Here is a 21,444-nt window from a genome sequence, read left to right on the forward strand (position 1 = left end):
AACCGCGACCCCGACGCTTGGGCTGAACCATCGGCCGGTCGGGTTCGTGGTGCCTTACATGAGGATCTACACGCTGGTAATCGCCGCTGTCGCCGCACTGATCGTCGGGCTGGTCGCCCCACCGGCCGCCACCGCCGCCGACGACCGCCTGCAGTTCACCGCCACCACCATTGACGGGACCGCTTTCAACGGTGCCAGCCTGCAGGGCAAACCCGCGGTGCTGTGGTTCTGGAGACCGAGTTGCCCGTTCTGCAACGCCGAGGCACCGTCGGTGAGCCAGGTCGCGGCCGCCAACCCCCGGGTGACCTTCATCGGGGTGGCGGGGCGCTCGGATGTGGCGTCGATGCAGGACTTCGCGGCCAAGTACCACCTGAACTTCACCAATCTCAACGACGCCGACGGCTCGATCTGGAAGCGTTTCGGGGTGCCGTGGCAGCCCGCGTACGTCTTCGAGCGCTCCGATGGCGCCTCGACCTTCGTGAACAACCCGACGTCGGCGATGTCGCAACAGGAGTTGTCGGACCGCGTCGCGGCGCTGACGTAGGTGAACCAGAACCTGCCGGCGCTGGCCTTCGCCGCAGGCTTGGTAGCGGCCCTGAATCCGTGTGGGTTCGCGCTGTTGCCCGCCTACCTGGCATTGGTGGTGCGCGGTGAGCGGGCCGGCGGACGGGCGGCGGTGGGTCGGGCGTTGGCGGCCACCGCGGCGATGACCCTGGGCTTTCTGGCGGTGTTTGGCGCCTTTGGGCTGCTCACCGTCACCGTGGCCACGCGGGTGGAACGTTATCTGCCCTACGCCACGGTGGTGATCGGCCTCGTGCTGGTGGCGCTTGGGGTTTGGCTGCTGGCCGGCCGCCGGCTCGCGGTCGCCTCGTTCGGCGGACGATGGGCCCCCACCGCTCGGATCGGATCGATGCTCGGCTACGGGGTGGCCTATGCCTGCGCGTCGCTGGGCTGCACGATCGGCCCGTTTCTGGCGGTCACCGGGGCGGCCCTGCACGGTGGCCGCGACGCCGTGATCGCTTATCTGGCCTATGCGGCCGGGTTCGGACTACTGGTCGGGGTATTGGCACTCGCCGTGGCGCTGGCTCGCTCCGCGCTGATCGACCGGATGCGCCGAATCACGCGCTACGCCAGCCGGATCAGCGGCGCGCTGTTGGTGGCCGTCGGACTCTATGTCGGCTACTACGGCTTCTACGAAGTTCGCCTGTTCGAGAGCGACGCCAGCGCCGACGATCCGGTGCTGGCCGCCGCGGGCCGGTTACAAGGCACGCTCGCGGGGTGGGTGCGTCAGTACGGGGCCTGGCCGTGGCTGGCGGTGTTGGCGATCCTCCTGGTGGGCGCCTTGCTGCGGGCCCGCCGCCCCGGTCGTTGACACCCCGCCCGCCGGTCGCCCTCGTTAGGCTGGAAACCGTGAAAGCCGTCAGTTGCAGCAACAGCGAACTCGAGCTCGTCGAACTACCTACCCCCGTCCCGGCCAGAGGCCAGCTCCTCATCGACGTGCTGCGGTGCGGTATCTGCGGATCTGATCTGCACGCACGCCAGCACTGCGACGAGGTCGCCGATGTCATGGCCGCGACCGGATACGACGGCTTCATGCGCTCGGATCAGCAGGTGGTGCTCGGGCACGAAGTCTGCGGCGAAGTACTCGACCACGGTCCCCGCACTCGAAAGGCGCCGCGCCCCGGCACCCGAGTAGTCGCACTACCGCTGTTGCGGCGCGGTGACGCTGTCCATGCGATCGGGTTGTCGGAATCGGCGCCGGGCGGCTACGCCGAGCAGATGCTCGTCGAGCAGTCGCTGACCCTGCCCATTCCCAACGGCCTGTCGGTGGACGCGGCCGCACTCACCGAACCGATGGCGGTCGCCTGGCATGCCGTGCGACGCGGCGAGGTGCGCAAGCGCGACGTGGCGATCGTGATCGGCTGCGGACCGATCGGCCTGGCGGTGGTGTGCATGCTCAAAGCCCGCGGTGTGCGCACGGTGATCGCCAGTGACTTCTCGCCCGGCCGCCGCGCGCTGGCCAGCCGCTGCGGCGCCGACATCGTCGTCGACCCGGCACATGATTCGCCCTATGCCGCGGCCGCGGGCCACGGCCACCTGGAGAAGGCGCCGGATGCGCTGGGCTTGGCGGTGGGCACCGTCGAAAAGCTGTACAAGGCACGGTTGCCCTGGTGGCATGTCTGGCGGGCCGCCGAAGCCGTCGGCGCCGCCACACCCAACCGCCCGGTGATCTTCGAGTGTGTGGGGGTGCCCGGTGTCATCGACGGCATTATCGCCGGCGCGCCTCTGTTCTCCCGGGTGGTCGTGGTCGGCGTCTGCATGGGAACCGACGCGATCCGGCCGGCGATCGCGATCAACAAGGAAACCGACCTGCGGTTCGTATTGGGATACACACCAATGGAATTCCGAGACACCCTGCACATGATCGCCGAGGGCAAGGTCGACGTCTCGCCGTTGATCACCGGCACCGTCGGACTGGGCGGGGTGGCGAACGCGTTCGACGCGCTGGCGGACCCGGCCCGGCACGCCAAGGTTCTGATCGATCCCAAAAGCCCGGTGCTGGAGGTCCAACGGTGACGGCGGGCATCAAGCGCATCGCGATCAGCACTGGTGGCGGTGACGCGCCAGGCCTCAACGCCGTCGTCTACGCCGCCACCCTGGCCGCCCGACGACGAGGCTGGGACGTGGTCGGGATCCGCGACGGCTACAACGGGCTGCTGCTCGGCGACGACTATCCCGATGGCGGATTGATCGAGCTGACCCGTAACCGGGTGCGCGGCATCATCCACCAGGGCGGCACCATCTTGGGCAGCACCAACCGCGGCAACCCGATCGCCTACCCGGTGCAGCAGCCCGACGGCAGCTGGAGCGAACAGGACCGCACCGACGAGTTGCTCGAGCGCTTCGCAGAGCACGAGATCGATGCGTTGATCACCATCGGCGGCGACGGGTCCCTGGCGATCGGACACCACCTGCACCAGGCTGGGCTGCGGCTGGTCGGGGTGCCCAAGACCATCGACAACGACCTGGAGGGCACCGCGGCGACGTTCGGTTTCGACAGTGCGGTCGATTTCGCCTCCGAGTGCATCGATCGGTTGTTTCCCACCGCGACCTCGCACAGCCGGATCATCGTGGTGGAGGTGATGGGCCGCTACGCCGGCTGGATCGCGCTGCATGCCGGGCTGGCGTCCGGGGTGCACGCCATCTTGCTTCCGGAGATCCCGTATCGGCTCGAGCCGGTGGCCGAGCTGATCAACGAACGCGCGCAACGTGGTTCAACGTATTCCATTGTCTGCGTGGCCGAAGGCGCCAAGCCGGTGGGCGGAGAGCTCACCGTGGCGGGCAAGGCGGTGGGTCAGGCCGAACGTCTGGGCGGTGTGGGCGCCAAGGTTGCCGCTGAACTCGAGGCGCTCACCGGGCGCGAGTCGCGTGCCGTGGTGCTCGGGCACCTGTTACGTGGCGGTTCGCCGTCGTCGGTGGACCGGCTGCTGGGGCTGCGGTTCGGCGCTGCGGCGGTGCGGGCCCTCGACGAGGGGCGCAGCGGGGTGATGGTGGCGCTCAACCCGCCGACGGTGGATTACGTGCCGTTGGCCGAAGCTACCCGCCGACAGAAAACCGTTCCAGTGGACTGTGATTCGATCGAGACCGCGCGCGATCTCGGGATCAGGTTCGGCGACGAGAGCCTGCACGATGACTGAGGCGCCACGCCATCGCGGCGACTACGGCATCGACGGGTCGTTTCACCGGGTGCCGCTGGGCGGGCAGCTCGCCGCTTTGGCGGTCGGGTGCGCCGCGCTGGCGATCTACGGCGGCATCGCCCTGGCCCGCGGTCCACTGTGGGCCGGCGCAGCGGCGTTGGTCCTCGACGTCGCCGTCCTGACCCAGGTCGGACTGTATTGGCATGCGACGCGGGCCGGCAAGTTCAAGGTGTGGGACGACGTCCTCGATGGGCTGCGGCTGCGCGGCGACGAAACCGTGCTCGACATGGGATGCGGTCGAGGTGCGGTGTTGTGCGCCGCGGCCAAGCGGCTGCCCGACGGCCGGGCGATCGGGGTCGACCTGTGGCAGGCCGATCAGACCGACAACTCGGCTGATGCCACCCGGGCCAACGCCGCCCTGGAAGGCGTCGCCGACCGGATCGAGGTGCGCACCGGCGACATGACTGCGCTGCCGCTGGCCGACGCCAGCGTCGAGGTGGTGGTGTCCAACCTGGCGATCCACAACATCGGGTCTCGCGAGGGCCGCCGGCGTGCGCTGGCGGAGGCGGCCCGGGTGCTGCGGCCCGGAGGCCGGTTGGCCATCGCCGACCTGTGGGAGATCCGCCACCACGCCGCCCAACTGCGTGAAATGGGTTGGCCCGACGTGACATGGCGCAACCTGGGCTGGCGAATGTGGTACGGCGGGCCGTGGACTTCGACCCGGCTGGTCACCGCGACGAAGCCGGGCTGAGCGTCGGGCTCGGTCACGTCCGCCTCAGGCGTCACGCGGGAGCGGGGATGTGGCGTGTGCCCGCCTCTGAGCGACAAGCGGCGTTATGTCAGGCCGTGGCGGGGTGCTGGTGGAGAATCGCGCCTCGGCGAGCGCAACGCGAGTTGACATAACCGGCGTTGTCGCTCAGAGGCGGGCACACGCCCACATCATCCGTGCTGTGACAGGTGGGTCTGTGGGCAGGCGGGCCTGTGACGGGTGGGTCTGTGGCAGGCGGGCCTGTGACTGGGTGGGGCAGTGCGCTCTCGGGCTCAATACGCGACGGTAAACCCGTGCCGCAGCACCAGATCCGCGGTCACATCCGGGCGCTCCGCGAGCGGCCAGCACTCGACCGTGAATGCCCCGACGTCGAAGAACGCATAGTTGACCGACGTCTCCGGGGTGGTGCGTGAGCGGTAGACGATCGCGTCCGGGCACTCGTCGGGCTCGGGCCACCAGCGCCGCAGGGCATCTGCCAGGTGTTGGCAGGTGGCCCACACCGCGTCGTGCTGGCCGGTGCTGATCTGGTCGTCGACGCCGAGCGCATCCAGGTTGCGCTCGGTGCGCAGATCGAGCACCCGCAGGTGTCGGGCGGCGGAGAGTCGCACCAGGTGGTGGCGGGCGTGATCGCCGGGGATCATCAGCCCGGTCAGTCGGTAGCGTTCCCGGAACGCGCCGACGAGATCGGTTGCCGCGTAACGGGTACGGAACCCACCCGACGGCGGATCGAAGCGATAGCGCGGTTGGCCGAAACCGCCCCACGTCCACTGGTCGGGAGGCTCGGCATCGAGGCGCCACAGCTGTGAGCCGGCGGCGATCCGTCGGCGGCGCAGCCCGCTGGGCCGGGCATCGGGCAGGGGCGCCCGATAGCCGGCGGGGAGTTCAGGCACCGAGTGAGGTCAGCAGTCGACGCGCGGCCGGCGCGGTCTCGCTGTGGCGCAGCGCCTCGGCGATCGAGACGCCGCCCAGTTCGTCATGAGTGAGCCGCATGATGCGGTCCGCAGCCAACGGGTCGGTGGTGAACCGGCCCAGCAGCTCCAAGATGTCGGGCAGCTCGGGGCGCAGCCGGGCGTCGTCGAATTGCCAAGCCGGGAACCAGGTCTGGTTGCCGATGGCCGCGCCGATCAGCTTGCCTCGGCTGCGCAACCGGTGCACCGCCTGCGGTGTGCCCAGCCGCAGCAGGTCTTGAACCTTCGGGGTGGGCAGCGCCCCGGCGACGAAGTCGTCGACGAGGGCGGCGCGACGCTGATCGTTCAATGCGTGGGCGGCGATGCGCTCCAAGGTGCCCTGGGGGGCGGTGGGCGCCTCCAGCAGCGCGTCGAGGACGAGGGCGAACCCGGCGTCGGTGCGGGCGCGTTCGGCGACCTGACGGGCGATCGGGGCGACGGCGGTGGGCATGCGCCCAATACTACCCGCCGCTGCTCAAGATTGAAACAATCGAAACAATCATCCGGTGGTGGGCCGGTGTCGGCGTCGCAGCGCTCGCCAGCCCAGTGCGCCGGCCACCAGCGCGACGATCACCCCCAGCAGCGGCCAAACCCCCAGGGCGTCGACCTGATCGGCCAGCCAGGACTGCACCGCGCCCGCCGTACCGACCACCGGATCATCGGCATCGCCCCCGGCGAAGTACAAGCGGATTTCGTAGTAGCCGTAGTAGCTGACGTACAACCCGGTCAGCAACACGATCAGCCCGGCGATGCGTCCCACATATGGCAGCACCCGCCGCATCGCGGAGCTGGCGCTAGAACCCGCCACGGCCACCGCCAGCGCCGCAACGCCGACGGTGATGCTCATACCTGCCGCGTAGGCGATGAACGCCAACACCCCGGCCAACATCGAACCCTGCCGAAACGTCGTGCTGATCACCGCCAGGAACGGCGCGATCGTGCAGGACAGTGACGCCACGGCGTAGCCGACGCCGTAGCCGTACATCGAGCCCAGCCGCGCCGTGGGCGTCCCACCCGCTGTACCTGGCAGCAGCAGTGGGACCTCGCGGCCGGCCAACAGCCAGACGCCCATCGCCAGCAGTGCCATGCCGATCACCACGGTGGCGAACGGCAGATACTTCTGCGCCGAAGCGATCAACGGCGAGACGGCCAATCCGAAGATCCCGAACACCGTCAGGAATCCGGTGGCCATCACCAGGGTCGCCAGCGCTGCCCGGGCCAGTGCGACCGGCCGTGAGGTGTCTCGGCTGGTGGCGATCACCAGACCCAGATAGCCGGGGAGAAACGCGAATCCACACGGGTTCAGCGCCGCCACCAGCCCGGCCCCCAGGGCAAAGCTGAGTGCGGCGGTGTCGATCACGAACCCGTCAGGACCTGCAGCCGCCGGTTCAGCTCGGCTTCGGCCAGCGACCCCGTCACCACCTCGATCCGGCCGTCCGGCCTGATGAAGGCGTACGCCGGTTGTCGCGTCACCCCGAACCGCGCCCACACCGCGGCGTCGGTGTCGGCCAACTCGGTGAACTCGTCGACGCCGTACCTGTCGACGAAGGCCCGCAACGCGTCGAGCCGGTCCTGCGCGCCCACGCCGACGAACGTCACTTTGGGATGTGCGGCGGCCAGTCGAGCAACCATCGGTGCATCCCGCTGGCAGAGCGGACACCAGGGCGCCCAGAACCACAACACGGCCGGTCGGCCGACCAGGCTTGCGCCGGAAAACGGTCGGCCGTCGAGCGTTTGAGCGGCGAAATCAAGTTGGGTGTTCTCGGCCCGGGTTTGCGATCCGCAGCCGAAGAGCAGTACGGCTATCGCCGCCACAGCCATGAGCAGTACGGCCGATTGGCGACGCCCAAAGGCCTTGTCTCGCGGCATACCGGCGAGTATGCCACCGCAACCTGCGGGGCTAAGGTGCTGCCATGGCACGCGGACGCCTGGAGCACACCGCCGACATCGCTGCGCCGCCCGAAACCGTTGCGGCGTTTCTGGCCGATCTGGTCAATTACGAAGCCCTGCACCCGATGCTGGTGGACGTGCGGCAGATCCCCGGCGGCGCCGACGGCGTCACCCGATACCTGGCCCCGCATCGCATGCGCCTCTGCGGAATACCGATCCGGTTCACCTGCCGGGTGGACCTGCGCAAAAGCGCGCCCGGCGAAATCCGCACCCACACCCTGCAGCGGCCCAGCATCGAGATGTGGTCGACCATGACGGTTCGCCCGCATGCCGGCGGCACCAGACTGCACGAACTGGTCGACATCAGTGCCCCAAGGGTGTTGATGAAGACCGTGCTGCGCGACGGCGGCAGCTCCCACGCCGCGATGTGGGACAACCTGCGTCGCTATTTCGAACAGTGAGCGAGGCAGGCATGCTGGAAGCCATGAACCGAAGCCAGATCACCGAGCAGATCATCGCCGCCCGCCTCGCCAAGGGACTGACGTGGCAGGAATTGGCCGACGCAATCGACAAGCCGGTCGTGTGGACCACCTCGGCACTGCTGGGCTCACATCCCATTCCCGCCGAATCGGGCAAGATCCTCGCGAGCCTGCTCGGACTGGACCCGGAGGTGGTGCCGGTACTGGCCGCGGTACCGATGCGCGGCGGGCTCACTGGGCCGCCCACCGACCCGACCATCTACCGGCTTTATGAGGCGGTGGGCGTGTACGGCCCGGCGATCAAAGAGCTGATTCACGAGCAGTTCGGCGACGGCATCATGAGCGCGATCAACTTCAGCATGGACATCGAGCGCAAGCCCCATCCGGGAGGCGACCGAGTGGTGATCACCTTCGACGGTAAATTCCTTCCCTACGAATGGAATTCAGCGGACTGAGCGCCAGTCGATGGCCACCCGTCCAGCCCGCGACACCCACCCGCTGACCGCCGACCTGGTGCTGTCCGGCGGGGGAGTGCGCTTCGTCGGGCTGGTGGGAGCGGTGGTCGCTCTGATGGACGCCGGCTACTCGGTACAGCGCATCTCCGGGGTGTCCGGCGGCTCGGTGGTGGGCACGATTCTTGCTGCCGCCGCCCAGGGCGACCAGCTGACCGCGGCGCAGGTCAAAGACCTGGCGCTGTCGGTGCCGCTGCATACCTGGCGCGACGCGGGGCCCCTCCCGTTGGTCGGGCCGGTGTGGGGGTTCCTGCGCGACAGCGCCCTGTATCGCGGCGACGTCGCCCACGATTGGATCCGCAGCGAACTGGCGAATCTCGGGGTGCGCACCTGGGGAGATCTGGGCTATCACGCCGAGAACCTTTTGCCCGAGCGGCGCTACCGCGCCGTGGTCACCGTGACTGACGTGACGACCGGGCAGCTGGTTCGGCTGCCGTGGGACTACCGGCGGGTGTACGGGCTCGATCCCGACGAGCAGTCCGTCGCCGATGCGGTGCGCGCCTCGATGGCCGTCCCGTTCTTCTACCGGCCGGTGACGCTGACCAGCGCCGCCGGGCTGCGCTCCACCCTGGTCGACGGCGGGGTGCTGTCGAACTTCCCGATCTACACCTTCGACCGGCTCGACGGCCGAGCACCGCTGTGGCCCACGTTCGGGGTCACCGTGGTCCCGGAGATATCCGACGGTATCGGTGCCATGGTTCCGGTGCTACGGCCGCTGCGCCTGTTCGGGCAATCGCTGCTGCTGGAGAACCTGATCAGCACCATGTTGGTCGGCCACGACCAGACCTACCTGAACCAGCCGTGGGTCAGTGTGCGGGCCATCAAGGTCAACTCCACCGATGTCAGCGTGCTGGACTTCGACATCTCCCGGGATCGGTTGGAGAAGCTCTACGAGAACGGTTACGCCGCGGCGAGCGAGTTTCTGTCGAGCTGGGACTGGCCGGCCTACCTACGGCGGTTCCGGGCGTCGCACTACCCCAGCGTGGGCGCAACCAAGGACACCGCCGGTAGCGACTGATGCCCGGCGGTTCCAGCTTCAGGCTCAGCTGGGCTCAGCTGCGATGCTTGCCCAACTCCGCGCTGGGGTCGCCGAGCCGCACCGTGATGTCGGTGTTGCCGGCCGCCTCCAGCTGCTCGCGACCACGAAGGCGGTCCTGGATCTCGCGGGCCGCGCCGTTGATCCGCTCGATCTCGCCGCGGAACACGTCCGGGCGGGTCTCTTTGCTGGCGTAGTGGAAGTAGCTGAGCAGACTGCGCAGCAGCTCCAGCTTCTGCTTCTCGCGCTTGGCCAGGTCGTGTGTCGTCATCAACTCGACCCGCCGCACCGGGGGCAGGTCACCCCAGTCGAGGACCACCTTGTTCTCGTACCGGGGTTGCTTGCCCCGCCGCCCGAACCAGCCCTTGGGCTCGTCGGGGCTATCGGCGTAGCTGACCGTCCCGGTGAACCGTGACTCGATGCCCTCACCGAGCTCGGCCCGGTCGATCGCCGAATCCCACACCGTTCGCCATTCCTGGTTCGGCGCCAGCACGGTCAGTTCTTCGGGCAGTTGCAGCGCGACGACGTCGGCATAGCCGTCCGAGGCGGTTTCGTAGCGGGCCACCGTCGGGGGCTGGTCGAACGCGAACCGGATGTCGTAGGCGGCGGTCTTGCCGAAGTTACGGACCACCAGCTCGATGACGTGCCAATCGGCGGCGTGCGGCTCCATGAACATCGCCACGTGCGGGCGGGTCTGCTCGGCGGCCAACCGGCGGTTGCGCTGCAGTTGACGGTTCAAATAGAACAGCGCCAGCACGGTGATAGCGATGGCCAGCCAGGCGGCCCAGGCCAGCCAGGTGTCCGCGCCCGCATGCGCGACGTTGTACAAGCGGTCCTCAACTGATCCCATCAGCTATCCCCTCATCCGCCCATCAGCATGCGCCACCGGTCCAGGCTTCCGGCGCTGAATACGTAGTTGGATCGCTTCACCTCGGAAAGTGCCGCGCTCGGGTCGGCCGAATACCAGTGGCCGGGGAATACCGTCGGGTCGCCCGGCAGGGCCGCCAACTGCTGCAGGCTGCGATACATCTCATCGGAGTCGCCGCCCGGGAAGTCGGTGCGGCCGCAGCCTTCCAGGAACAAGGTGTCGCCGGCAACCAGCCGACCGTCCAGCAGGAAACACTGGCTGCCCGGGGTGTGTCCGGGCGTGTGCAGCAGCTCGATCTCGATGTCGCCGATGCTCACCTTGTCGCCATGTTCGTGCGCGGTCAGATCCGACATCGGAATCTCGGTCACCCGCGAAACCCACTGTGCTTCATGGGTATTCACGTGTACCGGAACGCTGGCCCGTTCCAGCAGTTCGGCCAGGCCCTTGAGTTCGAAGCCCATCATCCTGCCGCCGACGTGATCGGGGTGGTGGTGGGTGACCAGGACGCCGGACAGGTGCATACCGTCGGCCTCGAGCGTGTCGAGCAGATCGCCGGCGGCGTAAGCCGGGTCGACCACGACGGCGTCGCCGGTCTGCCGGTCGCCGATCAGGTAGGCGAAGTTGCGCATCTGGGCGGCCATCGGGTCACCGGCCGCGAAATCGCGTCCGGAGAGCAGCTGGCGGAAATACAGCCGGTCGGATTCGGGCACGCCCTCCAGCCTAAGGCAGCTGCGATCGCGATCGCGAGCGCGGCGAAGCCGGGCGCTGGGGGTACCTCCCGCTTGCGGGGGACAGGTCGGCGCCGAAAAGTTCCCACTACGCCAACGGGGTCTGGCCAGCGTCTGTCGTCGCGGTTTGGTGACCTCGTGGCCAAGGTTGTAACCTTCTACAGGCTTGCAGCACCGGAAAGGGTCGCTGTAGGCGAAGGCCCCCTTAGCTCAGTCGGCAGAGCGTTTCCATGGTAAGGAAAAGGTCAACGGTTCGATTCCGTTAGGGGGCTCGGTGGACGCCAGTCGGTGCGCCGACTAGCGCCGATCGGGGCGGTGTAGCTCAGCTGGTTAGAGCGCACGACTCATAATCGTGAGGTCGGGAGATCGAGCCTCCCCACCGCTACTGCAAGCAATACGACATGTGAAGAAGGACGACAGACGTGGCCTCCAGTACTGATGTGCGGCCGAAGATCACCTTGGCCTGTGAGGTGTGCAAGCACCGCAACTACATCACCAAGAAGAACCGCCGTAACGACCCCGACCGGCTGGAGCTGAAGAAATTCTGCCCCAACTGCGGCAAGCACGAGTCGCACCGCGAATCTCGCTAAGTAGGCCGAGCCGTGTCGTTGGCAGACCGTCTGGCCGGGGCGCAGTATCGCTATCCCGACTTCTACGAAGTAGACCGGGAGAAGATCCGCGAGTACGCGCGCGCGGTCAAAGCGGCGGATCCGGCTAGTTTTGACCTGCGGGCGGCCGCCGATCTTGGCTATGACGGCCTGGTTGCCCCGCTGACCTATATCTCGGTTTTCGGGCACATGGCGATTTCGGGTTTCTTCGAATACTGCGGTGTCGAGGTCTCTGACGCCCAGATCGTCCAGGTCGACCAGAAGCTGGAATTTCATCAGCCGATCAAAGAGGGCGACCGGCTCTACTGCGACATATCGGTGGAGTCGATCCGCCGTGCGCACGGTACTGACATCATCATGACCAAGCAGGTCGTCACCAATCACGCCGGTGAGATCGTGCAAAAGACGTTTACGACGCTGGCGGGTCGCGCCGGCGATGGAGATAAGGGTTTCACCGATGGCGTTGCGTGAGTTCAGTTCGGTCAAGGTCGGCGATCAGCTGCCCGAGCGGGCCATTCCGTTGTCGCGACAGGATCTGGTCAACTACGCCGGCGTCTCCGGCGACCTGAACCCGATCCACTGGGACGACGAGATCGCCCAGCAGGTGGGCCTGGACACCGCTATCGCTCACGGCATGCTGACCATGGGCCTCGGCGGCGGCTACGTCACGTCGTGGGTGGGGGACCCGGGCGCGGTGACCGAGTACAACGTGCGTTTCACCTCCGTGGTGCCGGTGCCCAACGACGGTAAGGGCGCTGAGATCACCTTCAGTGGTCGGGTGAAGTCGGTAGACCCCGAATCGAAGACGGTGACCATCGCGCTCACCGCCACCACCGGTGGCAAGAAGATCTTCGGGCGGGCGGTCGCTTCGGCCAAGCTGGCTTAGGGGAAAGCGCAGCGATGGCGATCAAAACTGACATCAGGGGGATGATCTGGCGGTACCCGGAGTCGTTTGTGGTGGGCCGCGAAAAGATCCGCGAGTTCGCGCGATCGGTAAAGGCTGAGGACCCGGCCTGTTACGACGAGGCCGAAGCCGCCAAGCTGGGCTACGACGCACTGGTGGCGCCGCCGACCTTCGTGGCCATCCTGGCGAAGCTGGTGCAGTCCGACTTCTTCCGCCACGTCGACACCGGCTACACGACCATGCAGATGGTCCAGGTCGATCAGGGCTTCAAATTCCTCAAGCCGATCAAGGCCGGCGACAAGCTTTACGCCCGGATGGAGATCGCCTCGGTCAATGAGCGTTTCGGCGCTGACATCGTCACAACCCGCAACATCGTGACCAACCAGGACGGTGACACCGTGCTGGAGGCGTTCACCACGATGATGGGCCACGACGGGGACGACTCGGTCAACCTCCGGTGGGATGCCGAATCCGGTCAGGTCGTCCGAACAGCCTGATTAGTAACTGGCCCGGGCGGCGAGGTACACTCGGACTTCGGGGTTTTCCCAGCATTAGCGCGCTTTCCGTGAGGCGAACGGGGGGCGCGCGAATTGTGTGAGCCGGAGACGGCGCACGGGTAAGGCTTCCGAACCCGCAGGTTGGTACGCCAACCGCGAAGGGGCGTAGCTCAACTGGCAGAGCAGCGGTCTCCAAAACCGCAGGTTGCAGGTTCAAGTCCTGTCGCCCCTGCTGACGTGCCATGGTGGACACTGGACACCATGCGCGGTACGGCAATGAGGTAAGCGCGAACAACGAAGGAGCATGCGGTGACCGACGAGCTCGACCGTCCCGACGCCGCAGCCGACGGCGATAGCGATGCCGAATCCGGCAGCAGCAGTCGCACGGCCGTGGTGAGCAGGCAGGTCGGCGACCCGCTGCGGCCCACCGGCAAGCGTTCGCGGCGGCGTGGTGCCGGTGGCGGCGGCGACGACGTGGAGTCCACGGCTACCGAATTGGACGCGGAAGACGCCGCGGATGCCGAGAAGGCCAAGAAGAAGGCGAAGAAGAAGGCCGAAGGGCCTTCCCGCAACCCGTTCGTCTTCGTATTGAACTTCCTCAAGCAGGTCGTCGGCGAACTTCGCAAGGTGATCTGGCCGAACCGCAAGCAGATGGTCACCTACACCGCGGTGGTGCTGGCGTTCCTGGTCTTCATGGTGGCATTGGTCGCCGGGGCAGACTTCGGATTCGCTCGGCTGGTGCTGCTGGTGTTCGGCGAGTGAAGTTATAGGAAGGACTGACAACCGTGACTACCTTCGACGGCGACACGCCCGCGGGCGAGCCGGTCGACGTGACGGAGGCCGCTGAGGACTCCGCGGTGGAGGCCACCGAGTCCGCCGAGGCTGAGGCCCCTGAGGACTCCGAGGCCCCTGAGGGCTCCGACGCCTCCGACGCCCCCGAGGCGGCCCAGGATGAGCCGGCCGAGGAACTCGACCCCGCGGTGGCGCTGAAAGCCGAGCTGCGCTCCAAGCCGGGCGACTGGTACGTCATCCACTCCTACGCGGGGTACGAGAACAAGGTGAAAGCCAACCTCGAGACCCGCGTGCAGAACCTCGACGTCGGCGACTACATCTTCCAGGTGGAAGTGCCCACCGAAGAGGTCACCGAGATCAAGAACGGCCAGCGCAAGCAGGTCAACCGCAAGGTGCTGCCGGGCTACATCCTGGTTCGGATGGACCTGACCGACGACTCCTGGTCCGCGGTGCGTAACACGCCGGGCGTTACCGGATTCGTCGGCGCCACCTCGCGCCCCACCTCGCTGCCGCTGGACGACGTGGTCAAGTTCCTGCTGCCGCAGGGTGCGGCGAAGAAGCAGGCGCGTGGCACGGCGGCCGGCGCGGCCGCCGGCGGCGCCGTTGAAGGCGGTCTGGAACGGCCGGTCATCGAGGTCGATTACGAGGTTGGCGAGTCGGTCACCGTCATGGACGGCCCGTTCGCCACGCTGCCCGCCTCGATCAGCGAGGTCAACGCCGAGCAGCAGAAGCTCAAGGTGCTGGTGTCCATCTTCGGTCGCGAGACACCAGTCGAACTGGCCTTTAACCAGGTCTCCAAGATTTAGTACGTAGGAAAGGAAACACCCTCTCATGGCCCCGAAGAAGAAGGTCGCCGGGCTGATCAAGCTTCAGATCAAGGCTGGCGAGGCCAACCCCGCGCCGCCGGTCGGACCCGCGCTTGGTCAGCACGGCGTGAACATCATGGAGTTCTGCAAGGCGTACAACGCCGCGACGGAAGGCCAGCGCGGCAACGTCATCCCCGTGGAGATCACCGTCTACGAGGACCGCAGCTTCACCTTTGCGCTCAAGACTCCGCCCGCGGCACGGATGCTGCTGAAGGCCGCCGGTATCGCCAAGGGCTCGGCTGAGCCGCACAAGACCAAGGTCGCCAAGGTGACCTGGGACCAGGTGCGCGAGATCGCCGAGACCAAGAAGGCCGACCTCAACGCCAACGACATCGAGGCCGGCGCCAAGATCATCGCCGGTACCGCCCGCTCCATGGGCATCACCGTCGAGTAGTAGCACCCCTCGTCGAATAGACCTGAGCACGACGAAGCGGGCCGAGTAACGAGGCCCAGCGCAGGAGTGCGAAGGGCTCATTCGACGAGAAGCAAGTACGTGGGAGGGCCAGCTTCGGCCCGTCAACCACAACCAACCATTTGAGATTGGATAACCAATGAGCAAGACCAGCAAGGCCTACCGCGCCGCCGCCGAGAAGGTGGACCGTGACAACCTCTACACTCCGTTGCAGGCGGCCAAACTCGCCAAGGAGACGTCCTCGACCAAGCAGGACGCCACCGTCGAGGTCGCCATCCGGCTCGGTGTTGACCCCCGTAAGGCCGACCAGATGGTCCGCGGCACCGTCAACCTGCCGCACGGCACCGGTAAGACCGCCCGGGTGGCGGTGTTCGCGGTCGGTGAGAAGGCCGAGCAGGCCATCGCCGCCGGCGCTGACGTGGTCGGCAGCGACGACCTGATCGAGAAGATCCAGGGTGGGTTTCTAGACTTCGACGCCGCGATCGCCACCCCGGACCAGATGGCCAAGGTCGGGCGCATCGCCCGCGTGCTGGGCCCGCGTGGTCTGATGCCCAACCCGAAGACCGGCACCGTCACCCCCGACGTCGCCAAGGCCGTCTCCGACATCAAGGGCGGCAAGATCAACTTCCGTGTCGACAAGCAGGCCAACCTGCACTTCGTCATCGGCAAGGCGTCGTTCGAAGAGGCAAAGCTGGCGGAGAACTACGGCGCCGCCCTCGACGAGGTGCTGCGGCTCAAGCCGTCGTCGTCCAAGGGCCGTTACCTCAAGAAGGTCACCATCTCGACGACCACCGGCCCCGGCATCCCGGTGGACCCGGCCGTCACCCGCAACTTCGCGGCTGAGTAAGACTCCACGAAAAAGCCCCCGCACGCTTCGGCGTGGCGGGGGCTTTTCCGTGTGGCTTCTTGAGCCGGTGGAAGCGGCTAGGGCGCTTGCTTGGCGTAGGTCACCAGGCTGACGTCCAGCGACTCATCGGTGAAGTAGTACTCGCAGCCGCGCAGGTACTTCATGTAGCGCTCGTAGACCTCTTCGGACTGGATGGCGACCGCTTCGGCGTGGTGGGCCTCCAGTGCGTCGCCCCAGATCCTGAGCGTCTTGATGTAATGCGGCCGCAGCGAAAGCGCCTCGGGCACAGTGAAACCGGCCTTCTCGCCGTGCTCCACCATCATGTTGGTGGTGGGCAGCCGACCGCCCGGGAAGATCTCGGTCAGGATGAACTTGATGAACCGCGCGGTCTCGAACGTCAGCTTCTTGCCCCGCGCGTTGAGCTCGTAGGGGTGGAAGCTCACACTGCTCTGGATCGTCATCCGGCCGTCGGCCGGCATGATGTCGTAGCTGTTCTTGAAGAAGCTGTCGTAATTCTCGAAACCGAAGTGCTCGAACGCCTCGATCGAGACGATCCGGTCCACCGGCTCGTCGAACTGCTCCCAGCCCTGCAGCAGGACCCGCCGTGACCGGTCCGTGTCGATGTCGTCCAGCAGGCTCTGCGAGTAGGCGTGCTGATTCTTCGACAGGGTCAGGCCGATGACGTTGACGTCGTACTTCTCGACGGCGCGCTTCATGGTCGCACCCCAGCCGCAACCGATGTCGAGCAGCGTCATCCCCGGGCGCAGGTCCAGCTTGTCCAGGTTCAGGTCGAGCTTGGCGATCTGGGCTTCTTCCAAGCTGGCGTCCGGCGGCTCGAAGTACGCACAGCTGTACATCCGGGTCGGGTCCTGGAACAGCGCGAAGAAGTCATCGGACAGGTCGTAGTGGGCCTGGATGTTTTCGAATTTCGGGCGCATGTCTGCGGTCCGGGTCGATTTGTCCACCATCTGTGACTGGTTGCCTTCCTGATGAAACCCGCTGTGACCGGCCGTGATAACCGCCTTGTCGTTCCGTGCCGGTCAACTGTTGCAGCTTAGCGGGTCGGGGGTGAATCGGTTGACGTGAAATGTAGCCAAGCCGGAACCCGCGGCAGGCCGATCCCGACTATTTCTGCAGCGTGTACTGGTGGACGCTGGTGTTTCCGTTGCGGAACAGTTCCACGCACCCGTTGAGGTACTTGTCGAAGCGGTCGTAGGCCTCCTGGCCCTGCACCTCGATCGCCCGCTCCTTGTTTGCCGCCAACATCGCCGCCCAGTCCTGAAGGGTGCGGGCGTAGTGCGGCCCGATCTCGTCGTCCCGGGTCACGGTGAAACCGGCGTCGGCGGCGTACTTGCGCGGCAACCACGCCGACGGAAGCTGTCCGCCGGGGAAGATCTCCCGCATGATGAACAGCGTGAACTTGGCCAGCGACATGGTCATCGGAATGCCCTTGGCCTGCGCCTCGTCCTGACCGCTGATCGCGGTGATCGTGTGCAGCAGCATCCGGCCGTCGGCGGGCAGCGCGTTGTAGGTGATGTCGAAGAAGTCCGCCCAGCGGTCGCGGCCGAAGTGCTCGAACGCGCCGATCGACACGATCCGGTCCACCTTGTCGGTGAACTCCTCCCAGCCCTGCAGGCGCACCTCGATGTTGCGGTTGGTGTCCACCTTGGACAGCTTGTCGATGGCGTACTGGCGCTGCTCGCCACTGAGGGTGAGCCCGATGACGTTGACGTCGTACTTCTCCAGGGCGCGCTGCATGCAGGCACCCCAACCGCAGCCGATGTCGAGCAGCGTCATGCCGGGCTCCAGGCCCAGCTTGCCCAGCGCCAGGTCGAACTTGGCGATCTGCGCCTCGTCGCAGGTGGTGTCCTTGTCCGGGTAGAACCCGCAGGTGTAGCCCATCGTCGGACCTAGGAACAGCTCGTAGAACTCATTAGAGATGTCGTAGATCGACTGCAGTTCCTCGTACTTCGGTTCCAGCTTGGGCATGGCTCAGTTCACTCGCGATCTTCTCAAAATGGGGGGGAGAGTGTGCATAGACTACCGTTGCTCGTCTGTCATGAGCACTTCGGTGTGGTTTTGACCACTGAGTGGCCATCGAGCGGGGTTACCGGGCGGCGGCAAATGTCGTGGTCAGCTCGCTGATCACCGGATCCCACAGCTCTTCGGGTAGGTCGTGGCCCATGCCCTCGAACAGCACCAGCCGGGCGCGATCGATGGCGTCGGCGACTGCCTTGCCTCCCGAGGGGCGCATCAGCTTGTCGGCCAGACCGTGGATGACCACAGTCGGTGCGGTGATCAATCGGTCATAGGCGGCCAGGCTGCCGCTGGCCAGGATGGCGCCGAACTGCCGGGCGATGCCCCACGGGTAGTAGCTGCGTTCGTAGGCCTCGATGATGTTGGCCCGAAGTTGGTCTTCCGGTGCCGGGTAGCGCGGACTGCCGATGATCCGGCTGGCCCGCACCGCGTTGTCGATGATGACGTCGCGGGGGGAGTTCGGTGACGGACCGGTCAGCAGCGCCATCAGTGCGCGCGGTGCCGGCGGGGGAAGGAACCGCCGGTTGTTGCTGGAGAAGATGACGGCCAGCGAACGGGTGCGGGGCGCGAACCGTGCGGCGAACACCTGCGCGATCATTCCGCCCATGGATGCGCCGACCACGTGCGCCTGTTCGATCCCCAGGTGATCCAGCAGGGCAGCGGCGTCGTCGGCCATGTCCTCGAGCGTGTAGACGGCCGGGCTGGGTTTGCCCAGCCAGAATCGCGCCATCCGGGGGACCAATGCGCCACGGGCATGTTCGCGGCCCAGCTTGCTGGACAACCCGACGTCGCGGTTGTCGTAGCGGATCACCCGCAGGCCCTGGGCGACCAGCTTCTCGCAGAACCCGGTGCGCCACAGCAGCAGCTGAGCGCCCAGACCCATCACCAGCAGTACCGGCGGATCCTCGGGGTTGCCCAGGTCTTCGTAGAAGATCTCCAGATCGCCCGAGCGGGCGGTGCCGCTGCGCATCTCCACCACGGTCAGACTCCCGGGTCGTCGTTGTCTTTGTGCTCGCGGCTGACGTCGACCATGAAGTTGGCGAAGTAACCGGTCAGCTGTGGGTCGGACATCATCTGCCAGCGTGGCGCCAGCAGTTTCATGTAGCGCTCGACATAGAGGAACTGCTTGCCGATGAGCACCAGCTCGCGCGGCAGCTTGACGTCGTAGGCATCGGCCAGCGCTCCGAGCTGCTTGCCGATCTCGGCGTAGGACATGTCGCCCAGCGATTTCATCGTCAGCGGGGTGGCGAACGCCTCGAGGTCCTTGGCGGCCTGGCCCTCGGGTTTGACGGTGCCCACCGCGCCCATCAGCACCACGATCTTGCCGGCCGCGGCGTGGTCCTTCTTGACCAGCAGTGCGTAGACCAGCTCGCGCAGCAGCCACCGGGTGCGGGGGTCGATGCGGCCCATGATCCCGAAGTCCAGGAACACCACCCGGCCCTCGTCATCGACCAGCAGATTGCCGGCGTGCAGGTCGCCGTGGAACAACCCGTGCCGCAGCCCGCCCTCGAAGGTGGAGAACAGCAGCGCCTTGACCAGCTCCACGCCGTCGAACCCGGCCTTGCGGATGGCGGGGGCGTCGTCGATGCGGATGCCCGCCACGCGCTCCATCGTCAGCACCCGCTCGCTGGTGAAGTCCCAGTGCACGTCGGGCACCTTGATGTTGCGGCCGAGCGGGGAGGCATGCAGGTGCGACACCCAGGTCTGCATCGACTGGCCCTCGATACGGAAGTCCAGCTCCTCGGCGAGGTTGTCGGCGAAGTCGGCGACCACATCACCGGCCGACAGTCGCCGGCCCAACTTGGCCAGCTCCACCAGCTGGGCGAAGCGTTTGAGGATCTGCAGGTCGGCCGCGACCCGTCGGCGGATGCCGGGCCGCTGGATCTTGACCACGACCTCCTCGCCGCTGTGCAGGGTGGCGAAGTGCACCTGGGCGATCGAGGCCGACGCGATCGGGGTCTCGTCGAACTTCGCGAACAGCTCCTGCGGTTCGGCGCCCAGTTCCTCGACAAAAAGGGCATGTACCTCGGCCGGGTCGGCCGGCGGCACGGAGTCGAGCAGGCCGCGGAACTCCCGAGACAGCAGTTCGCCGAACGCGCCGGGGCTCGAGGCGATGATCTGGCCGAACTTGACGTAGGTGGGGCCCAGGTCGGCGAACGTCTGCGGCAGCTCGCGGATCACCTTCTGCTGGATCGGCCCGGGCCCGAGCAACCGGGTGAAGACGCGGGTGGCGGCGCGGGTGAGCTGCCAGCCCGTTGCGCCGATGCGGGCCGCCTCAACCGGCAACGGCACCCGGTCCAGCTGGGCCACCTGGCGGGGTGGGGTCGAACTCATTGCTGCAGTCTGCCAAATCACCGGCGGAAGTTCTCCGCCAGCGCACCGCCTTACGCCGTGGCGCCCGGTCGCCAGGGCGTCAGCCATGCGGTCGGCTCGGCGCCCTCGAACCCGGCGATCAGTTCGTACATGGTGGCGCCGTCGATGCTTTCCCGGATGATGTCGGCGTGCCCGGCATGCCGGGCGAGCTCGTTGATCAGGTGGTGGAACACCCAGCGCACCGTCCACGCGTCGACGTCGGTGGGGAACCACGGTGCGTCGCGCGGCACCGGCACCGCGGCGTCGAGGTCGGCGGACTCCAACAGGCGCAGCGTCTCGGCGTTCTGCGCCGCGAACGCCTCCAATGCGCCGGCCAGGGTTTCGTCCTGCCGCAGTACGTACTGGTCCTGATATTCGCGGGCCCGCTCCTCGCCCGGCCGGCTGTCCGCGGGCGGCGCGGCCGGTGCGGCGGCGACCCGGGACATCCAGGTGTGTTGCATCCCGGTGGCGTGTTTGATCAGCGCACCGATCGACAAGGCGCTGGCCGTCGGGGTGGCCCGGGCCTGCTCATCGGTGAGGCCGTAGGCCACCGCGAAGTAGGCGCTTTGGTGGTAGGCCACAAATTCGCGCAGCGCGTCGCGTTCGTCGGTCACCGGCGGGGCAAGTCCGGGCATGGTCAGTCCTTTCGATCGGGTCGGTGCGCGTACAGATCGCGCAGGCAGGCGATTTCTGCTCCGTGATGGATGGCTTCACGGTGGATGTGCAAGACCAGCTCCGCCATGGTGCGCTCGGCCCACGGCCCCTCCGCCGCACCGATGGGCCGGGCCAACGCGGACTCATCGAGGCCACGCACCCCGGCGATCCAGCCCGCGTAGGCGTCATCGAGCTGGCGCAGCGCGGTGGCGGCGTCGAGGGCGTAGGGCCAAGTCGTAGTCGGCCGGTGGCCCGCCGAAATGGTGGTGGTTGCGCATGGCGAACACGCCGATGATCACGTGCGCCATCCGCCAGGCGATGGTGGTGAACGGCGCCGGCTCGGGTGCCGGGAAGGCGAAGTCGATGCCGCCGCGGCGCACCGACCAGCAGCCGGCCACCGGCTCCCACAGGTACTCGTCGTCGGTGAGGCCGTCCAGGCGCGGTCGCAGTTGGTTCGTCCAGTGCCAGTCGAGCTGGTCGGCCAGCAAGTCACTCCAGGCGGGCATGACCCGAGCCTGCCAGCCGCGTCCGACATTTGGCCACGCGCA

27 protein-coding genes, 3 tRNA genes and 1 pseudogene are annotated in these 21,444 nt (G+C 67.0%); 19 read left to right on the plus strand and 12 right to left on the minus strand.

The window, feature by feature from the left end:
• The first annotated feature begins 58 nt into the window (after positions 1-58).
• The 5 genes from dsbE to MJO54_RS03640 are packed head-to-tail and all read left to right on the plus strand — an operon-like array spanning position 59 to position 4,449.
• Positions 59-544, plus strand: a complete 486-nt coding sequence (gene dsbE, locus MJO54_RS03620; protein ID WP_240175671.1) for a disulfide bond-forming protein DsbE — start codon at positions 59-61, stop codon at positions 542-544.
• A complete protein-coding gene (locus MJO54_RS03625) occupies positions 545-1,372 on the plus strand; it encodes a cytochrome c biogenesis CcdA family protein (protein WP_240175672.1) in 828 nt (275 codons plus the stop codon).
• Positions 1,373-1,410: 38 nt separating this feature from the next.
• Positions 1,411-2,577, plus strand: a complete 1,167-nt coding sequence (locus MJO54_RS03630) for a zinc-binding dehydrogenase (RefSeq protein ID WP_240175673.1) — start codon at positions 1,411-1,413, stop codon at positions 2,575-2,577.
• Positions 2,574-3,698, plus strand: a complete 1,125-nt coding sequence (locus MJO54_RS03635; protein WP_240175674.1) for a 6-phosphofructokinase — start codon at positions 2,574-2,576, stop codon at positions 3,696-3,698. The genes MJO54_RS03630 and MJO54_RS03635 overlap by 4 nt, the downstream gene beginning before the upstream one ends.
• Positions 3,691-4,449: a class I SAM-dependent methyltransferase gene (locus tag MJO54_RS03640; protein WP_046286268.1), complete on the plus strand. Its 759-nt coding sequence runs from the start codon at positions 3,691-3,693 to the stop codon at positions 4,447-4,449. The genes MJO54_RS03635 and MJO54_RS03640 overlap by 8 nt, the downstream gene beginning before the upstream one ends.
• Before the next feature lie 290 nt (positions 4,450-4,739).
• Here the strand turns inward: MJO54_RS03640 and MJO54_RS03645 are convergent, their stop codons facing one another.
• Genes MJO54_RS03645 through MJO54_RS03660 form a run of 4 tightly spaced genes read right to left on the minus strand, consistent with a single transcriptional unit; the run spans position 4,740 to position 7,283 of the window.
• On the minus strand, positions 4,740-5,357 hold the full coding sequence (locus MJO54_RS03645) for an RES family NAD+ phosphorylase (RefSeq protein WP_240175675.1): 618 nt from the start codon (positions 5,355-5,357) through the stop codon (positions 4,740-4,742).
• The gene (locus MJO54_RS03650; protein WP_046285399.1) at positions 5,350-5,865 is read right to left on the minus strand and encodes a hypothetical protein; all 516 of its coding nucleotides are present in this window, start codon (positions 5,863-5,865) and stop codon (positions 5,350-5,352) included. Before MJO54_RS03650 ends, MJO54_RS03645 begins: the two co-directional genes overlap by 8 nt.
• Before the next feature lie 48 nt (positions 5,866-5,913).
• Entirely contained in the window at positions 5,914-6,774 is an 861-nt protein-coding gene (locus MJO54_RS03655; RefSeq protein WP_065152460.1) for a cytochrome c biogenesis CcdA family protein, read from the minus strand.
• Entirely contained in the window at positions 6,771-7,283 is a 513-nt protein-coding gene (locus tag MJO54_RS03660; protein ID WP_234783289.1) for a redoxin domain-containing protein, read from the minus strand. Before MJO54_RS03660 ends, MJO54_RS03655 begins: the two co-directional genes overlap by 4 nt.
• Positions 7,284-7,327: 44 nt before the next feature.
• On the opposite strand from MJO54_RS03660, the gene MJO54_RS03665 reads away from it, so the two are divergent.
• From MJO54_RS03665 to MJO54_RS03675, 3 genes are read left to right on the plus strand one after another with little or no spacing between them, the layout of a single operon-like run.
• Complete coding sequence (locus MJO54_RS03665) at positions 7,328-7,765, plus strand: SRPBCC family protein (RefSeq protein ID WP_240175676.1); 438 nt, start codon at positions 7,328-7,330, stop codon at positions 7,763-7,765.
• 23 nt (positions 7,766-7,788) lie between these two features.
• Positions 7,789-8,238, plus strand: coding sequence for a cyanase (gene cynS, locus MJO54_RS03670; RefSeq protein WP_464515771.1), 450 nt, complete (start codon positions 7,789-7,791; stop codon positions 8,236-8,238).
• 10 nt (positions 8,239-8,248) lie between these two features.
• Positions 8,249-9,313, plus strand: a complete 1,065-nt coding sequence (locus MJO54_RS03675) for a patatin-like phospholipase family protein (protein WP_064888158.1) — start codon at positions 8,249-8,251, stop codon at positions 9,311-9,313.
• Positions 9,314-9,347: 34 nt separating this feature from the next.
• Here MJO54_RS03675 and MJO54_RS03680 read toward each other — a convergent pair whose 3' ends face one another.
• A complete protein-coding gene (locus MJO54_RS03680; RefSeq protein ID WP_046285405.1) occupies positions 9,348-10,181 on the minus strand; it encodes a DUF8453 domain-containing protein in 834 nt (277 codons plus the stop codon).
• 11 nt (positions 10,182-10,192) lie between these two features.
• Positions 10,193-10,909 carry an MBL fold metallo-hydrolase gene (locus MJO54_RS03685; protein ID WP_064888160.1) on the minus strand — a complete coding sequence of 239 codons (717 nt, stop codon included), beginning with the start codon at positions 10,907-10,909 and terminating at the stop codon, positions 10,193-10,195.
• Positions 10,910-11,126: 217 nt separating this feature from the next.
• Here MJO54_RS03685 and MJO54_RS03690 point away from each other — a divergent pair.
• The 11 genes from MJO54_RS03690 to rplA all read left to right on the plus strand — a co-directional run bounded on the left by MJO54_RS03690 (position 11,127) and on the right by rplA (position 15,853).
• Positions 11,127-11,199 (plus strand) — tRNA-Thr (locus MJO54_RS03690).
• 39 nt (positions 11,200-11,238) lie between these two features.
• Positions 11,239-11,312 (plus strand) — tRNA-Met (locus tag MJO54_RS03695).
• Positions 11,313-11,349: 37 nt separating this feature from the next.
• Positions 11,350-11,517, plus strand: a complete 168-nt coding sequence (rpmG, locus tag MJO54_RS03700) for a 50S ribosomal protein L33 (RefSeq protein WP_024440978.1) — start codon at positions 11,350-11,352, stop codon at positions 11,515-11,517.
• 12 nt (positions 11,518-11,529) lie between these two features.
• Positions 11,530-12,006: a (3R)-hydroxyacyl-ACP dehydratase subunit HadA gene (gene hadA, locus MJO54_RS03705; RefSeq protein WP_064888162.1), complete on the plus strand. Its 477-nt coding sequence runs from the start codon at positions 11,530-11,532 to the stop codon at positions 12,004-12,006.
• Positions 11,993-12,421, plus strand: coding sequence for a (3R)-hydroxyacyl-ACP dehydratase subunit HadB (hadB, locus tag MJO54_RS03710; protein ID WP_046285408.1), 429 nt, complete (start codon positions 11,993-11,995; stop codon positions 12,419-12,421). Before hadA ends, hadB begins: the two co-directional genes overlap by 14 nt.
• A 14-nt stretch (positions 12,422-12,435) precedes the next feature.
• Entirely contained in the window at positions 12,436-12,936 is a 501-nt protein-coding gene (gene hadC / locus MJO54_RS03715) for a (3R)-hydroxyacyl-ACP dehydratase subunit HadC (protein WP_046285409.1), read from the plus strand.
• A 159-nt stretch (positions 12,937-13,095) separates the two neighbouring features.
• Positions 13,096-13,168 (plus strand) — tRNA-Trp (locus tag MJO54_RS03720).
• Positions 13,169-13,245: 77 nt separating this feature from the next.
• The gene (gene secE / locus MJO54_RS03725) at positions 13,246-13,698 is read left to right on the plus strand and encodes a preprotein translocase subunit SecE (protein ID WP_064888164.1); all 453 of its coding nucleotides are present in this window, start codon (positions 13,246-13,248) and stop codon (positions 13,696-13,698) included.
• 23 nt (positions 13,699-13,721) lie between these two features.
• Positions 13,722-14,534, plus strand: coding sequence for a transcription termination/antitermination protein NusG (nusG, locus tag MJO54_RS03730; RefSeq protein WP_046285411.1), 813 nt, complete (start codon positions 13,722-13,724; stop codon positions 14,532-14,534).
• A 25-nt stretch (positions 14,535-14,559) separates the two neighbouring features.
• Complete coding sequence (gene rplK, locus MJO54_RS03735; protein WP_046285412.1) at positions 14,560-14,988, plus strand: 50S ribosomal protein L11; 429 nt, start codon at positions 14,560-14,562, stop codon at positions 14,986-14,988.
• Between the two features lie 157 nt (positions 14,989-15,145).
• Positions 15,146-15,853 (plus strand): 50S ribosomal protein L1, encoded by a 708-nt coding sequence (rplA, locus tag MJO54_RS03740; protein WP_024440985.1) that lies wholly within the window; start codon positions 15,146-15,148, stop codon positions 15,851-15,853.
• A 77-nt stretch (positions 15,854-15,930) separates the two neighbouring features.
• Here rplA and MJO54_RS03745 read toward each other — a convergent pair whose 3' ends face one another.
• The 6 genes and pseudogenes from MJO54_RS03745 to MJO54_RS03770 form a co-directional block, all read right to left on the minus strand.
• Positions 15,931-16,821: a cyclopropane mycolic acid synthase family methyltransferase gene (locus MJO54_RS03745; RefSeq protein WP_046285413.1), complete on the minus strand. Its 891-nt coding sequence runs from the start codon at positions 16,819-16,821 to the stop codon at positions 15,931-15,933.
• Between the two features lie 157 nt (positions 16,822-16,978).
• Positions 16,979-17,842, minus strand: coding sequence for a cyclopropane mycolic acid synthase family methyltransferase (locus MJO54_RS03750; protein WP_046285414.1), 864 nt, complete (start codon positions 17,840-17,842; stop codon positions 16,979-16,981).
• Between the two features lie 118 nt (positions 17,843-17,960).
• Positions 17,961-18,866 carry an alpha/beta fold hydrolase gene (locus MJO54_RS03755; RefSeq protein WP_046285421.1) on the minus strand — a complete coding sequence of 302 codons (906 nt, stop codon included), beginning with the start codon at positions 18,864-18,866 and terminating at the stop codon, positions 17,961-17,963.
• A gap of 5 nt (positions 18,867-18,871) precedes the next feature.
• On the minus strand, positions 18,872-20,224 hold the full coding sequence (locus MJO54_RS03760) for an ABC1 kinase family protein (protein WP_240175677.1): 1,353 nt from the start codon (positions 20,222-20,224) through the stop codon (positions 18,872-18,874).
• Between the two features lie 50 nt (positions 20,225-20,274).
• Complete coding sequence (locus MJO54_RS03765) at positions 20,275-20,877, minus strand: DinB family protein (protein WP_046285416.1); 603 nt, start codon at positions 20,875-20,877, stop codon at positions 20,275-20,277.
• 2 nt (positions 20,878-20,879) lie between these two features.
• Positions 20,880-21,402: pseudogene (locus MJO54_RS03770) on the minus strand (DinB family protein).
• Between the last annotated feature and the right edge of the window lie 42 nt (positions 21,403-21,444).

It is taken from the genome of Mycolicibacter virginiensis (assembly GCF_022374935.2).
GTDB lineage: Bacteria > Actinomycetota > Actinomycetes > Mycobacteriales > Mycobacteriaceae > Mycobacterium > Mycobacterium virginiense.